We start from the raw sequence: 15,571 nt of genomic DNA, 5'->3' as shown, positions 1-15,571 counted from the left end.
TATTTTTATAGTGGTTCTTTCCACTGTACACCTTAATCGATTGTTTAAAACTAAAAGTTTTAAACGACAATTGAGTTTTTAATTTACACTTTCTTTCTCTATTTAATTGCTAATGTCCTATTGGTTGTCTCGCTTAAGGTCACTTTCGCTTTCCCTTGCGGACAAGAAGAAGTATACAGTGTTTACAAGTTTTCGTCAACACTTTTTTAATTTTTTTTTGATTTTTTTTAAAAATTTTAATACTCACATAAAATTATCCTTAATTTTATTGAGTTAAATAATAAAAGGTCCTTTTCCATAGTATTGATAACTAAAAATAAAAATCTCTTTTCTGTAATAGTCACACAGTTAAAAGACTTTTTATTTTTCTATTTTATTTTAAAAAAAGAAAGAAATGAAAAAAATATTACTATACTTCATTTGCTTATACTTATCAGACACAACAATTTTTAAAAAAGTTTGAATTTTTTAAATCAATCTACTTTTTGTAATAGAGTATCTTTTGATGGAATCTTCAATAGATTTTTTTCCTCCCTTATTATTATTCCTTCATCTATAAATTCTTTTAATACACGAGATAATGAAGGTCTGGCAACACCGAACATCTGTGCTATCTCTTTCATAGAATTTTTTAATAACACACAATTATTTCTATTCATATTATTAAGAAGGTAAGCTATCAACTTATTATTTATACTTTTATTGGTAAAAGAAAACCAAATTTTCTTAGATAAAAACTGAGTTTTATCACTTATTACTCCTAAATAATTCTGCAATAATCTTTCATTTTTTTGAAACATCTTTATAACTTCATCTTTAGGTATATAAATTAATTCCGAACTTATAGCCGTAACCACATCTACTGGAAATCTATTATCTTTTCCAAATATAAATGCCCCTGCTAAAACACTCCCCTCTGATAATCTATCCACTACTATAGAATCCCCATTTAATTTTTGCATCTCAGTATAGACTTCTCCTTGAGCTACTATTATTAAGTCCTCTATCTCATCTCCCCTAAAAGCTACAATTTCATTTTTATCAAGTCTTTTAACTTTATATTTTAATTCAATCAATAGAGTTTTTAGATTTTCCTCATCTATATCTTTAAATATTTCTACATTTTTTAATTTTTCAAATATATCCACAGCTATTCCCCCTTTTTTATTTAAAATTATCAAAATACTTTATTTAAAATATAATTTTATAAAATAAAAATTACACCTTAATATTCTTATTAGTTTCAAAGTTAAGAAACATTAACAATTCATTATATATTAGATAAGGATTTAAATCCAATATCAAATAATTTTTAAAAAATAAATTTTCGTAACCTATGTTACAGGTAATTTATATATTTTTATAGTATACTACATTATAAAATAAAAAGTTGAGGTGACAAGTAATGAATTATATAAAAAAAGAAATGACCTTAAAAGAAATTGTAAACACTTATCCAGAAACTATTGAATTTTTCAATTTAAAGGGATTTAAAGGATTAGACAATAAAACTTTACTTAATACAATAGGTAAAATAACTATACAGAAAGCTTTAGAAGCTAAAAAAATTAATGTGGACACATTTTTAGAACTACTTGATGACATAATTGAGCAAGATAGAAATTCAGAAGATGTTAATTTAAATAAAAAGATTAACGACGAAGATGCTGTATCCATAATGGGTCTCCTACCTTGTCCAGTAAAAAATCCACTTTTAGAAGGATTAAAAAAATTTCAATTAGAAACTGGGATGAAGATAAATCATGAATTAAAAGCTGCATCTAGTGGTTTAGATTGGTTAAAAGAAGACGTTATAAAGGCTAACCATCCAGAAAAATTGGCAGATATGTTTATCTCTGCCGGATTTGATCTCTTCTTCGAAGATGAACTTATGGGTAAATTTAAACAAGAGGGAATCTTCAAAGATATCACAGGAATGACAGAATATAATAAAGACTTTAACAATGAAAATATTTCCCTAAAAGATCCTGATGGAGATTATTCAATGTTAGCAGTGGTTCCAGCTGTATTTTTAGTAAATACAGATGCTTTAGGAGACAGACCTTTTCCAAAATCTTGGGCTGACCTATTAAAACCTGAATTTGAAAATTCAGTGAGTTTACCTATATCTGACTTTGATCTATTCAATGCTATATTAATCAGTATATATAAAAATTATGGAGAAGATGGAGTTAAAAAATTAGGAAAAACACTCCTACAAAATATGCATCCATCTCAAATGGTTAAATCAAATAAATTAAAAATAAATGTTCCAGCAGTAACAATCATGCCTTACTTCTTTACTAAGATGACTGGACAAGGTGGACCAATGGTAGCACAATGGCCAGAAGATGGTGCGGCATTATCACCAATATTCATGTTGACTAAAAAATCCAAAGAAAAAGAATTAAAGCCTTTGGCAGATTTCTTCGCTTCTAAGGAGATTGGAGAGATCTTATCTCACCAAGGACTATTCCCGACTGTAAATCCTGAAGTTGAAAACAACTTAGGAGACAAGAAATTTATGTGGGTAGGATGGGATTATATAAAAAATAACGATATTGGAGCCATATTAAAACATTGTGAGAAACTATTTTTTCAAGAAGCTAAAAAAGTGTAATAATTAAGAATAAGAAATTAGTAACTAATAATTTTTAAATAGTTTTTATCTTAATATCACACATTTTCATTTATAAACTTTGCCATAAGCATAGAAGGAGAGTATTACTCATGAATTTAATAACAGTATCTGGACCCCCTTCATCAGGGAAAACAGCCTTAATAATAAAAACAATAGACAATTTAAAATCTAGAGGTATCAAAGTAGGAGTCGTAAAATTCGATTGCCTATATACCGATGATGATATTTTATATGAAAAAATTGGAGTTCCTGTAAAAAAAGGTTTATCTGCATCACTCTGCCCCGATCATTATTTCGTTAGTAATATAGAGGAAGTAACTCAATGGGGAATAAAACAAGGACTAGACCTTCTTATCACAGAAAGTGCCGGATTATGTAATAGATGTTCACCATACATACAGGATATAAAGGCCATCTGTGTAATTGACAACTTAAGTGGAATAAACACTCCTAAAAAAATTGGACCCATGCTGAAAACAGCAGATATAGTCGTTATTACAAAGGGAGATATCGTATCTCAAGCCGAAAGGGAAGTATTTATGTCTAGAGTGACATCTGTAAATCCTAGAGCCACTACAATGCACGTTAATGGATTAACCGGTCAAGGTGCATACGAATTTTCTACCCTTATCTACAGCAAAGATGAAGAAATTAAAACTTTAAAAGGTAAAAAATTAAGATTTTCAATGCCTTCTGCTCTATGTTCTTATTGTTTAGGAGAAACTAGAATTGGTGAAGAACATCAAATGGGTAACGTCAGAAAAATAGATTTGGAGGATAAATAATGATAAATAAAAATATAGTAGATAAAAAAACCATTTCAGAATTACTCAATTTATATCCTTTCATCGATGATTTCTTAACGGATAATCTCATCGATTTAGATGATGCAAAAGATACTACACTTACTGCTCACCTTAATCTTTTAGATCCAGAGACATTGGAAGACAAAGCTATTATTCCTGATGAATTAATCGATTCGTTTATCACTTTTACCAATCAAATGATAGATTTTTTAGGAGTTGAAGGGGATAAGGGTGTCCAAAGCATCACTTTAAAACCTGGATTCAATAAATATAAAGAAGCTGAAACTTTTGATGAATTAGTGATAAACAAAGGTGAAATAATTGCCATCGTAGGTCCTACAGGAAGTGGGAAAAGTAGGTTGTTAGCCGATATTGAATGGGGAGCTAATGCTGATACTCCTACGAAAAGAACTGTTCTTATTGATGGAAAAGCTATGGATATACAGAGTAGATTTTCTAGTAACAATAAATTAGTAGCACAACTATCTCAAAATATGAACTTTGTCATGGACCTCAGTGTAGAGGAGTTTGTTGAACTCCATGCAAAGAGTAGAATGATAGAAAATGAAAAGGAAATTATAGAAAAAATATTTAACAAAGCCAATGAATTAGCCGGAGAAAAATTCTCTTTGGATACACCTATCACTAGTCTTAGTGGTGGACAATCTAGAGCTCTTATGATAGCCGATGTTGCGATATTGAGTAAATCACCAATTGTGCTAATCGATGAGATAGAAAACGCTGGAATTGATAGAAAGAAAGCATTAGATCTGCTGGTAGGAGAGGACAAAATAGTTCTTATGGCTACCCATGACCCTATTCTAGCTCTTATGGGAGACAAAAGAATTATCATTAGTAATGGTGGAATAGACAAAGTAATGGAAATAACAAAAGGAGAAAAAGCTATCTTACACAAGTTAGAATCTTTAGATGAAGTTATCCAAGGAATGAGAACTAAACTTAGATATGGTCAAGAATTAGAAGCAAATTTCGAAATAATAAAAAATTAGGAGGATTTATAATATGCATGATGGATGTAACGGAAGTTTTGAAAACGGAAAACAAGTGGTTGATAAAGTAAGAATGATGGGATTCAGTATGCAACCTATGCCTATCCCAGCAGTTTTTAAATGCCATGAATGTAACGAAGAAATAACAATGATAACTATGGAATACGCTTGTCCTCACTGTGGAATGGTCTATGCTGTAACTCCTTGTCACGCCTTTGATATCAACAATATTATGGCTGCAGGAAAAAACTACTAAAAATTTATATACCTATTATACAATTAAAGATGGAAACGTTATTGTTTCCATTTTTTTCATTATATTTTATAACAAACTCCAATAAAAAAATCCTCCTAATCAACGGATTTCACTCCATTAACTAAGAAGATTCTTATTAATTTTTATTAAATTTTAAAATACTCTACTCTACATTTTTTATTACTACTTTTTTCAATTTGTTTTTAATTTTTTCTTTATATTCTTCAGTTAATTCTTCTCCATTTTTTATAACTATAGTTTTCACTACATCTCTATCGTTTAACTCTTTTAACGATTTATAAGAAACTGAATCATAGGCAGATACATCCATACTTCCTTCTAAAAACACTATTAAATCTGCATCTTCACACATCACATAAAAATCAACTATTTTAGAACTTTTTAAAAACTTTTCATCTTCTGAAATTTGTACGAAAGCTTCTATTGGAAGATGTCTTACCACTCTTGTAGTCCCATCCTCATACTTCACTTTTACATTTCTAGTTCTAATTTTTATATCTTGTTTTGATCCCGACAATAATTCTGTCCTTACATCTTGTATGCTATTTACTTTTATTTTACCCATATAAACCCTCTCCTTTTTTACAAGTTTTATAATAAAGTATCTAACATTATTTTATTTTATTTCAAATTAATCATTTACTTGCTCATCCAATTTTTTTCCTGTTTTAAATTTAATTAATTTTTTTGCAGAAATAGTAATTTCTTCTCCAGTTTGAGGATTTCTTCCTTTTCTTTCCTCTCTTTCAACCACTTTAAATTTCCCCCACCCTGTGAAGTTCACTTCTTTTCCAGAGGTCAATAATTCTCCTATGAGATCCATGAAAGCATTTAAATTTACTTCAGCTTCTACTTTAGTTTTAAAAGTCCCTTTTTCCTTATAAAGCGAAACAAATTCTTTTTTATTTACAATTAATTTCTCCTCCATTTTTTCAACTGTGTAAAAACATCTTTTAGGAGAAATTATTTTTTCTTCTTTTTTCAAGACTTTTAGAACTTTAGTCACTTCCTTAGTTTCAACCTTCAAAATCTTAGCGATATCCCCAGTTTTTAGTGGTTCAGATTTAGCTAATAGCTTTAAAATTTTTTCTTTCATAGGTTCATCCTCCATTTTTTTTTATTTTAATACAATTATACCCCCATTTTCACCAATTGCAAGAAAAAAAATTTATTAGTTGTTATTTCAGTAAAATAAGTATATAGTTATATTACATAATACTAATATCTAGGGAGTGATTCTATGGAAAATTTATATGATTTAATCATATTAGGTGCTGGTCCTGCTGGTTTATCTGCTGGTCTTTACGGTGCTAGAGGAATGATGAAAACACTAATAATTGAAAAAAATATGCTAGTAGGAGGCCAAATTTCTACTACATCTGAAATTGAAAACTATCCCGGTGGAATGATCTCCGAATCAGGCACAGAACTTACAACGAGAATGAAAACCCAAGCTGTAAATTTTGGATGCGAATTTAAAACTGATACTATCACTAAACTAGATCTAGAATCTAATATAAAAACTCTAACTGGAGAATCTGGAATAGAGTACAAAACTAAGTCAATTATCTTATCTACTGGAGCATCTCCTAGATTAATAGGTGCCCCTGGTGAAAAAGAGTATACTGGTAGAGGAGTTTCTTATTGTGCTACCTGTGATGGATTTTTCGTAAGAGATTTAGAAGTGTTTGTTATTGGTGGAGGAGACACCGCTGTAGAAGAAGCTATATTTTTAACTAAATTTGCAAAAAAAGTAAATGTAGTTCATAGAAGAGATAAACTGAGAGCTGCTAAATCTATTCAAGAAAAAGCATTTAAAAATGAAAAGATAAACTTTATTTGGGATACTACTGTAGAAGAAATGAAAGGAGATCCTATTAGAGGTCTTGAAAGCATTGTTTTAAAAAACAAGGTAACTGGAGAAATAACAGAACATAGTGGAGGAGATAAACCGATCGGTGTATTTGTTCTAGTTGGAAATGTTCCAAATACTGAGCTATTCAAAGATAAACTAGTAGTTAACCCTGGTGGATTTTTGATTACAGATGAAAAAACTCTAAATGTAAAACTTTCTTCTACTGAAGAAAATTTAGAAGGTGTATATGCTACAGGTGACTGTCGTGAAAAACTATTATATCAAGTTATCACAGCTTCTGCTGATGGTGCTATAGCTGCTGTAATCAGTGAAAAATATGTAGAAAAAACGTTTAATTAATATATCTATAATTTTAGTTGTATTATAATCCAAACCGTATTAAAATATATTAATGTGATGTGATCTATTAAACATAATAGATCACATTTAAATTTATTTAAAGAGGTGGAGTATGAAAAAATTATTATTGATAGGACTGTTAATAGGTACCGCGACTACAGCCATGGCAGACAAATATATAGAAACAAGAATTGGCTTAAATGGTTTTGGTACATATAATGATGATGGTTCTAGTGTTATCACAAAATATAAGACTGAAGGTATAGGAGTAGATTTTGCAGCTGAGATAATGAATTCTGTAAATGACAATCTATATCTAGGTGCCGGTATTGCCTATCAGATCAATCAAGAGAGTAAAACACATAATGATCCATTATTTAGATCTGTTCCAGTTTATGGTGCATTGAAATATAAAATTGGATATTTAGGAGATTCTTCTTGGGAAACTTTCCTTAAAGCCAACCTAGGTTATTCATTTAATATGAAAGATGGATGGAAAGAGACTCCTAAAGACGGATTATACTATGCCCTTGGTGGCGGAGTAGAAAATGATGGAGTAGTACTTGAAGTTTCATATCAAGACACTCATTCTAAGGTAGACAAAACTAACTACGACTACTCTAGATGGACATTTGGAATTGGTTATAGATTTAGATAATAAAGAAACGCAAATTTTTTATTCAAATTTTCTAAAAAATAAAAAAGGAGTTAACCAGTATTTTTACTAGTTAACTCCTTTTTTTGATCATAAATTTATTTTATATTTTTTAAGACCAATGCTGTCCCCATTCCCCCTCCAATACAGAGGGATGCCAACCCAAAATTCACGTTTCTTTTTTTCATTTCATAGATAAGAGTTGTTGCAATTCTATTTCCACTCGCTCCTACAGGATGACCCAAAGCTATAGCTCCTCCATTTACATTGGTTTTATCACTAAACCAATCCATCGCCACATCATATTGTCTAGTTAACTCTGTCATTACACCAAGAGACTGTGCCGCAAAGGCTTCATTTAGTTCCAATAATTCCATCTCTTTTAATGTCATCCCAGCTTTTTTTAAAGCATTTTTTATTGCAGGAACAGGTCCCATTCCCATAATAGATGGATCTACTCCACCCTGTCCAGTAGAAATAATCTCTACCAATGGAGTAAGATTATATTTTTCTACAGCTTCTTCTGAAGCTACCAGCATTATACTGGCACCATCATTTATTCCAGAAGCATTTCCTGCTGTAACTGTTCCATCTTTTTTAAAAACAGTCCTTAGTTTTCCTAATTTTTCTAAAGTTGTTTTTCTATTTGGATGTTCGTCGGTATCAAATATTATAGTTTCCTTTCTAGATTGAACCTCTATAGGTACTATTTCATCTTTAAATCTACCACTGTCTATTGCAACTATAGCTTTCCTTTGAGATTCTACAGCAAATTCATCTTGAGATTTCTTAGATAAATTATATTTTTCAGCTATATTTTCAGCCGTAACTCCCATATGGTAATTATTAAAAGCATCTGTAAGAGCATCACAAACCATATGATCTACAGTTTGAAAATCTCCCATTCTATGCCCAGATCTAGTAGATTCAGGAATTAAATAAGGTGCTCCAGACATAGACTCTACTCCTCCAGCCATTATTAGATTAGCATCTCCAGATTTTATAGCATTATATGCTAGCATTACACTTTTCATCCCACTTCCACAGATTATATTAACTGAATATGCAGGAACTTCTACTGGAACTCCTCCATCTATAGCAGCCTGTCTTCCAACTCCCTGTTTTTGTCCAGCTGAAAGTACATTTCCTATTATTACTTCATCTAAATTTTTAGGATCAATCTTAGTTTCTTCAATTATATTTCTTATAACTGCGCCACCTAATTGTGCTGCTTTTACACCACTTAACCCACCCATAAATTTACCTACTGCGGTTCTTTTAGCTGAAACTATATACACTTTTGACATCTCTACACCCCTTATAAAAAATTCCACCGGTTATAAAGTGAATTTTATAACTACGCTTTTTTTTTTGCCTATAATCTCATTCCACCATTTGCACTGAGAGTATGACCAGTTACATAACTTGCATCATCACTTGCTAAAAATAATGCTACTTTTGCTATTTCTTCTGGTTGACCTAATCTACCTAACATTGTTGTTTTAGCAAATTTTTCTAATAATTTTTCAGGAACAGTTAACATCATATCAGTCATACAATAACCTGGAGCTATTGCATTTACCCTTACTGCTGCACCCTTTCTAGCAAATTCTTTTGCCCATGTTTTTGTCAATCCAATTACCCCCGCCTTAGTTGCAGCATAGTTAGCTTGACCAACATTTCCAAATTCTCCTACTACTGACGAAATATTAATTATAGATCCTGCCCCTGTAGTCATCATATGAGGTCCAACAAATTTAGTCAGATTAAAGACACCTTTTAGATTAACATCTATTACCATATTCCACATGTCATCTGTAATCTTATGAGTAAGAGCATCCCTAGTTATTCCTGCATTATTCACCAAAACATCTATCTTTCCATATCTTTCCACTACAGAATTAAATAATGTTTCACAACCTTTTGGATCTGTTACATTAAGTTTATATCCCTCAACATTTTCTGCTGAATAAGTTAATTCGCCCATATCTGCTGCTATTACTTTCGCTCCATTTTTAGCAAACAACTTTGCCATTTCAGCACCTATTCCGTTAGCTCCACCAGTCACTACACATACTTTTCCTTCTAATCTCATTTTTTTACCTCCTCTTATAATTTTTCTTCACATTAATATATACTATAATTTTTCTACTTTTATAAATTTTTTATAATTTTTTTCTTCGCTCATCCTAAGTGTTTAAAAAAATATTCCATTTAATTTTTGAGAACTAATTCGACAAACAATAGAATCTTACCACCAAATTCTAACTTAGTCAATAACAAAACTTAAAAAAAAGTTTGTTAAATCGTATATGATTAGGACATTAAAACTATCTTCTATCTACACTTTTATAAAATTCATATAAAATAATATTTTAATATGATAAAAGAATAATTCTGAATTTTAATGAGCGACTATTCAAAAAAAAATTGACATAAGCAATAAAAAGTTATATAAACTTAGTAATAAATAAAATCTACACCAAAAGTGAAAAAAATAACTTTTTAAAAAAAAAGGGGGGGGCATAATTGAATTTTGGATTAAACGAAGAATACAAAATATTAGAAAAAATGGTCAGTGAGTTCACAGAGAAAGAAGTTAAACCTATAGCCGGTGAGATCGACGAAGAGGAAAGATTTCCTATAGAAACGGTGGAAAAAATGGCTAAACTAGGGCTTTTTGGTATTCCTATATCTAAGGAATATGGTGGAGAAGGTGGAGACAACCTAATGTACTCTATGGTAGTGGAGGAACTTTCTAAAGCTTGTGGAACTACAGGAGTAATTGTATCTGCACATACTTCACTTGGAATGGCTCCTATCTATGAATTTGGTACAGAAGAACAAAAGCAAAAATATTTACCTAAGATGTGTAGCGGTGAATGGCTTGGAGCTTTTGGATTGACCGAACCAAATGCTGGAACAGATGCTGCAGGGCAACAAACTACAGCTTATTTAGACGAAAAAACCAATGAATGGGTACTTAATGGTTCTAAAATATTTATAACTAATGCTGGATATGCACACGTCTATATTATTTTTGCTATGACTGATAAATCTAAGGGTTTAAAAGGAATCACTTCATTTATCGTAGAGGCAGATAGAGATGGATTTACTATAGGTAAGAAAGAAAAAAAATTAGGAATAAAAGCATCAGCTACCTGTGAACTTATATTTGAAGATTGTAGAATTCCTAATGAGAATCTATTGGGAGCTGTTGGAAGAGGATTTAAAATAGCTATGATGACTCTTGATGGAGGACGTATTGGTATAGCTTCTCAAGCGCTTGGAATCGCTCAAGGTGCATTGGATGAAACTGTAAAATATGTAAAAGAAAGAGCTCAATTTGGAAGAACCATTTCTAAATTTCAAAATACTCAATTTCAATTAGCTGATATGGACACAAAAGTAGAAGCATCTAGATTATTGGTAAGAAAAGCTGCTGCAAAAAAAGATAAAAAAGAAAGATATTCTGTAGAAGCTGCAATGGCAAAATTATTTGCTTCAGAAACAGCTATGGAAGTAACTACAAAAGCTGTCCAACTTCATGGTGGATACGGTTATACTAGAGACTACCCTGTAGAAAGAATGATGAGAGATGCCAAGATAACTGAGATATATGAGGGAACTTCTGAAGTTCAAAAAATGGTAATAGCAGGAAGTTTGTTAAAATAATTAAAATATAAAAATGGGGGATTTTATGAATATAGTAGTTTGTATAAAACAGGTACCAGATACCACAGAGATCCGATTAGATCCAATCAAAGGAACATTAATTAGAGATGGAGTTCCTAGTATTATAAATCCAGATGACAAAGCTGGTTTAGAGGAAGCTCTTAAATTAAAAGACCTTCACGGAGCACATATCACAGCAATCACAATGGGCCCTCCTCAAGCAGAACAAGTTCTAAAAGAAGCTTTTGCAATGGGTGTAGATAAAGGAATATTATTGACAGATAGAAAATTTGCAGGTGCTGATTCACTTGCAACTTCAAATGCCTTAGCAGGCGCATTAAGAAAATTGGATTTTGACATAGTAATTACAGGAAGACAGGCTATCGATGGAGATACAGCACAAGTTGGTCCTCAATTAGCAGAACATCTAGGACTACCTCAGATGTCATATGTAAAAGAGATGGATATCATAGGTGAAAATTTAGTTAGAGTTAAAAGAGGGATAGAAGATGGATATCAACTATTAGAGGCAGAAACTCCTTGTGTGTTGACTATATTATCAGAAGCTAATAACCCAAGATACATGTCTGTATCTAAAATAATAGAGGCAGTTAGAGAGAAAAAAATAGAAGTTTGGGATACTAGTATGATCGATATTGATCTAGAGGTTCTTGGTCTTGCTGGTTCTCCTACAAAGGTAAAAAAATCATTTACCAAAGGGGCTAAAACAGCTGGTAAAATTCATGAAGTTACACCACAAGAAGCTGTTACTATTATTGTAGATAAATTAAAAGAAAATTTCATTATATAGGCAGGGGGAACTATGAATTTAAACGAATATAAAGGCGTATATGTATTTATAGAACAAAAATCTAGAGAGATTCAAAACGTTTCCCTGGAACTATTAGGTAGAGGTAGAGGATTGGCTGATACCTTAGAAGAGGAACTAGTAGCGATATTTTTGGGAAATGAAATTAAAGATCAGTGTCAGGATCTTATTTCACATGGAGCAGACAGAGTAATTTATGTCGATAGTCCTCATTTAGATAGATATTTAACTGAACCATATGCTCAGGCACTTGCTGCTATCTCAAAATCTAAGAAACCAAATGTAATTTTAATCGGTGCTACTTCTACAGGAAGAGACCTAGCTCCTAGAGTATCTGCAAGATTATCTACAGGGCTTACAGCAGATTGTACATCTCTTGAGATCTCAGAAGAAAAAGAACTACTTATGACTCGTCCCGCTTTTGGTGGAAACTTAATGGCCACTATTATTTGCCCAGATCATAGACCACAGATGTCTAGTGTAAGACCTGGAGTAATGCAAAAATTAGCTGTAGACAGCACTAGAACTGGAGAGATTATAAATTTTGATATGAAATTTGATGAAAGTAAATTTAAAGTTAGATTTATTGAAGAGGTCAAAGAAGCTAAGCAACTTGTAAAAATTGAAGATGCTCATGTCTTGGTTTCAGGTGGCCGTGGTGTTGGAACCGTTGAAAACTTTAAAAATTTAGAAAACCTAGCTCTTAATATAGGCGCTACAGTTTCTGCTTCTCGTGCCATGGTAGATTTAGGAATCGTGGGTCACGATAGACAGGTAGGTCAGACTGGAAAAACAGTTAGACCAGATATCTACTTCGCCTTGGGAATCTCTGGAGCTATCCAGCATATTGCCGGAATGGAAGAATCTGAATATATTATAGCTATAAATAAAGATAAGGGAGCTAACATCTTCAATAATGCAGATCTTGGTATTGTTGGTGATGTCAATAAGATTTTGCCACTTTTAAACAGGGAAATTAGTAAATTTTCTCAAAAGAAAGCATAGTCAAATACTTATTATAAGAAAAAAGACCATGGACAAAATTAATTGTTTATGGTCTTTTCTTTCGTGCTATAATAGAGAGAATAAATTTGTATTAATTGGTAATAAAATTGCTATTGGAGGAAATATGAAAAAAAAGACAAAACAAAAAATTATAGATTCAGCCATTGATCTTTTTTCAAAAGATTCATATGGAAAAGTTTCAATAGCTCAAATCTGTAAAAATGCAAAAATTTCAAATGGTATAATATATAATTATTTTAGAAATAAAGAGGAATTATTCACATATCTTTTGGAAGAAACTAGCAACAGAATAGAGGAACAATTTAAAAATATCCAAGGAAAAGACCTCCAATCTAGAATGGAAAATTTTATCCTTTTAAATTTTGATATAACTATAAAAGAATTTCCTCTTATAATGGTTTACCGTGAAGGGCAATATAAATTTATCGAATATGAACAAAAACTTAGAAAAGTTTATTTAGAAGCATTAGAAGTTGTTTATGGAAGGGAACTAAAGGAACTAGAATACCTCTATATAATGTCAGGAATAAGGTATATAAATGTTAACTTTGTAAAAAGAAAACTAAAGATAGATGAAAAGTTTTTAGCTCAGATCCTCCTCCATGGCTTTTTTAGTGAAAGTAATTTAAAAGTTGAAACTTTTGAAAATATGGATTTTTATTTAAGAGTTTTATTCAATAGTGGTAATAAAAGACATAAACTTTTAGAAGTTGGAGAAAAACTTTTTGGAGAAATAAATTATTATAAAGTTACCATCAATCAAATTGCTGCAGAAACACATATTGGAGTAGGTAGTTTTTATCATTTTTATGAGAATAAAGAGATATTTTTACGAGAAATAGTAGAAAATCTAAAAAGAACAACACTCCATTTTCTAAAAGATAATGTTCAAAAAAATTTCTCTCCAAATGAGACTCACATACTCTTCCTCTATCTTTTATTGGAATTTTATGGAAGATCTCCCCATAAATATGAGCTTTTAAGAAGATCAGAATTTATAGCTGAAGATATGGTGACCGATTACAATAATTCCTTGGACGAACTTTATATAAAAACCATGGAAGGTCTTTCCTACAAGTTTGAGGAAAAGAGGATAATTTCATCAGTCTTATTAGGAATAGCACATTATATGGGCATAGAATTTTTCTTTACAAATAATATTAAAGATAAAGATGAATTTTTAAACGAAATGAAAGCTTATTTTGCAAAGGGACTAGCAGAATAATTAATAGTTTAATATTAACTGTATAAATTAAAAAAAGGAGAACAAAAGAATGAAATTAATAGTTGGACTGGGAAATCCAGGAAGTAAATATGACAAAACAAGACATAATATAGGGTTTGATATAATTGATTATTTAGCCGAAGAATTAGGAGTAACTAATTTTAGAGATAAGTTCAATGGCGATCTTGCAGAAACCACTGTAGATGGAGAAAAGGTTTTTTTATTAAAACCAATGACATTTATGAATCTCAGCGGTGACTCTATTAGAGAAGTTGTAAATTTTTATAAATTAGACCCCATTGAAGATCTCATAGTCATCTATGATGATATGGATATTACACTGGGTAAACTTAAAATTAAAAGAAAAGGACGAGCCGGGGGGCATAACGGAGTAAAATCCATTATTTCACACCTTGGAGAAGAATTTGTCAGAATAAAATGTGGAATTGGAAAACCTAAAAGAACTGAGGAAGTTATAAACTTCGTTTTAGATACATTTAGCAAAAAAGATAGATCTGAAGAAATTGAACCACTTATAGAAACTGCCTCTAAAGCAGCTAAATCTATGATTACTGCCAAAAGCATCGACAGGGTTATAGAAAAATTTAACAGAAAATAATCTAGGAGTATTTAATGAAATTAGAAAAAAAATATGTTGCAGGACTAGCCATATTAGCCTGTTTACTTTGGTCCACTGCATTTGCAGGAGTTAAAATTGGATTCGAATATATGCCAAAACCATTTACATTTGCAGGACTCAGATTTACCTTAGCTGGACTTATCTTAATCCCTTTTGCCTGGAGAAGAGATAGTTTTAGCCAACTTTTTATCCATAAAAAAGTAATCACATATGTCGTACTTCTCAATACTGCCGTAGGATATGCACTTTATTATATTGCCATGAGTTATGTAGGAGGAGCTACCGCTGCTATCATTATTGGATCAGGACCACTTATCACTGCTATTATGACTCACTTCACCATGGCTGATGATAAAATGGATAAATATAAAGGATTAAGTATATTCCTAGGGTTGATAGGTATAGTTGTCATCATGGTAAACTCAAAACCTCTTACACCAGTCGGTCAAAAAGAAATTTTTGGAATTTTTTTACTTTTAGCTAATTCCACTTTGACTAGTTTTGCCAATATAAAGGTAGCTCAAATGAAAGAAGGTATTTCAGGAGTATTTTTGACTACTAACCAAAGGTTA

At 31.2% G+C, this 15,571-nt stretch carries 17 protein-coding genes; 12 read left to right on the top strand and 5 right to left on the bottom strand.

The genetic code is table 11. From position 1 onward, the window contains the following. Positions 1-473: 473 nt before the first annotated feature. Positions 474-1,148, bottom strand: coding sequence for a Crp/Fnr family transcriptional regulator (locus WBG30_RS00995; RefSeq protein ID WP_424502776.1), 675 nt, complete (start codon positions 1,146-1,148; stop codon positions 474-476). Positions 1,149-1,405: 257 nt separating this feature from the next. Between WBG30_RS00995 and WBG30_RS00990 the strand changes: the two genes are divergently transcribed. The 4 genes from WBG30_RS00990 (at position 1,406) to WBG30_RS00975 (ending at position 4,713) form a co-directional block, all read left to right on the top strand. Then, positions 1,406-2,620, top strand: a complete 1,215-nt coding sequence (locus tag WBG30_RS00990) for an ABC transporter substrate-binding protein (protein ID WP_424502775.1) — start codon at positions 1,406-1,408, stop codon at positions 2,618-2,620. A gap of 110 nt (positions 2,621-2,730) precedes the next feature. After that, positions 2,731-3,426: a GTP-binding protein gene (locus WBG30_RS00985; RefSeq protein ID WP_424502774.1), complete on the top strand. Its 696-nt coding sequence runs from the start codon at positions 2,731-2,733 to the stop codon at positions 3,424-3,426. A 218-nt stretch (positions 3,427-3,644) separates the two neighbouring features. Beyond that, positions 3,645-4,457: an ATP-binding cassette domain-containing protein gene (locus WBG30_RS00980; RefSeq protein ID WP_424502777.1), complete on the top strand. Its 813-nt coding sequence runs from the start codon at positions 3,645-3,647 to the stop codon at positions 4,455-4,457. A gap of 13 nt (positions 4,458-4,470) precedes the next feature. Further along, positions 4,471-4,713, top strand: a complete 243-nt coding sequence (locus tag WBG30_RS00975; protein WP_424502773.1) for a hypothetical protein — start codon at positions 4,471-4,473, stop codon at positions 4,711-4,713. 163 nt (positions 4,714-4,876) lie between these two features. Here WBG30_RS00975 and WBG30_RS00970 read toward each other — a convergent pair whose 3' ends face one another. Together WBG30_RS00970 and WBG30_RS00965 are read right to left on the bottom strand one after the other, a co-directional pair. Continuing rightward, positions 4,877-5,299, bottom strand: a complete 423-nt coding sequence (locus tag WBG30_RS00970; protein ID WP_424502772.1) for a hypothetical protein — start codon at positions 5,297-5,299, stop codon at positions 4,877-4,879. 66 nt (positions 5,300-5,365) lie between these two features. Next, positions 5,366-5,830: an HU family DNA-binding protein gene (locus tag WBG30_RS00965; protein WP_424502771.1), complete on the bottom strand. Its 465-nt coding sequence runs from the start codon at positions 5,828-5,830 to the stop codon at positions 5,366-5,368. A gap of 144 nt (positions 5,831-5,974) precedes the next feature. Here WBG30_RS00965 and WBG30_RS00960 point away from each other — a divergent pair, with 144 nt between their 5' ends. Together WBG30_RS00960 and WBG30_RS00955 are read left to right on the top strand one after the other, a co-directional pair. Then, positions 5,975-6,949, top strand: a complete 975-nt coding sequence (locus tag WBG30_RS00960) for an NAD(P)/FAD-dependent oxidoreductase (RefSeq protein WP_424502770.1) — start codon at positions 5,975-5,977, stop codon at positions 6,947-6,949. Between the two features lie 112 nt (positions 6,950-7,061). Next, positions 7,062-7,607: an outer membrane beta-barrel protein gene (locus WBG30_RS00955; RefSeq protein ID WP_424502769.1), complete on the top strand. Its 546-nt coding sequence runs from the start codon at positions 7,062-7,064 to the stop codon at positions 7,605-7,607. A 95-nt stretch (positions 7,608-7,702) separates the two neighbouring features. On the opposite strand, the gene WBG30_RS00950 is transcribed toward WBG30_RS00955, so the two are convergent. Both WBG30_RS00950 and fabG read right to left on the bottom strand, forming a co-directional pair. Further along, positions 7,703-8,911 carry an acetyl-CoA C-acetyltransferase gene (locus WBG30_RS00950; protein WP_424502768.1) on the bottom strand — a complete coding sequence of 403 codons (1,209 nt, stop codon included), beginning with the start codon at positions 8,909-8,911 and terminating at the stop codon, positions 7,703-7,705. 68 nt (positions 8,912-8,979) lie between these two features. Beyond that, positions 8,980-9,699, bottom strand: a complete 720-nt coding sequence (gene fabG, locus WBG30_RS00945) for a 3-oxoacyl-ACP reductase FabG (RefSeq protein ID WP_424502767.1) — start codon at positions 9,697-9,699, stop codon at positions 8,980-8,982. A gap of 434 nt (positions 9,700-10,133) precedes the next feature. Here fabG and WBG30_RS00940 point away from each other — a divergent pair, with 434 nt between their 5' ends. From WBG30_RS00940 to WBG30_RS00915, 6 genes are all read left to right on the top strand, one after another. Beyond that, a complete protein-coding gene (locus tag WBG30_RS00940) occupies positions 10,134-11,279 on the top strand; it encodes an acyl-CoA dehydrogenase (RefSeq protein ID WP_424502766.1) in 1,146 nt (381 codons plus the stop codon). A 25-nt stretch (positions 11,280-11,304) separates the two neighbouring features. Next, on the top strand, positions 11,305-12,090 hold the full coding sequence (locus tag WBG30_RS00935; protein ID WP_424502765.1) for an electron transfer flavoprotein subunit beta/FixA family protein: 786 nt from the start codon (positions 11,305-11,307) through the stop codon (positions 12,088-12,090). A gap of 12 nt (positions 12,091-12,102) precedes the next feature. Further along, positions 12,103-13,113 carry an electron transfer flavoprotein subunit alpha/FixB family protein gene (locus WBG30_RS00930; protein WP_424502764.1) on the top strand — a complete coding sequence of 337 codons (1,011 nt, stop codon included), beginning with the start codon at positions 12,103-12,105 and terminating at the stop codon, positions 13,111-13,113. 124 nt (positions 13,114-13,237) lie between these two features. Continuing rightward, on the top strand, positions 13,238-14,359 hold the full coding sequence (locus WBG30_RS00925) for a TetR/AcrR family transcriptional regulator (RefSeq protein WP_424502763.1): 1,122 nt from the start codon (positions 13,238-13,240) through the stop codon (positions 14,357-14,359). A gap of 49 nt (positions 14,360-14,408) precedes the next feature. After that, positions 14,409-14,978 carry an aminoacyl-tRNA hydrolase gene (gene pth / locus WBG30_RS00920; RefSeq protein WP_424502762.1) on the top strand — a complete coding sequence of 190 codons (570 nt, stop codon included), beginning with the start codon at positions 14,409-14,411 and terminating at the stop codon, positions 14,976-14,978. A 14-nt stretch (positions 14,979-14,992) separates the two neighbouring features. Continuing rightward, a partial coding sequence (locus WBG30_RS00915) for a DMT family transporter (protein WP_424502761.1) occupies positions 14,993-15,571 on the top strand: 579 nt, incomplete at its 3' end.

Source organism: Psychrilyobacter sp. (assembly GCF_049671765.1).
In the GTDB taxonomy this organism is placed as follows: Bacteria; Fusobacteriota; Fusobacteriia; order Fusobacteriales; family Fusobacteriaceae; genus Psychrilyobacter.
This window is presented reverse-complemented; position numbering and strand designations above follow the sequence as displayed.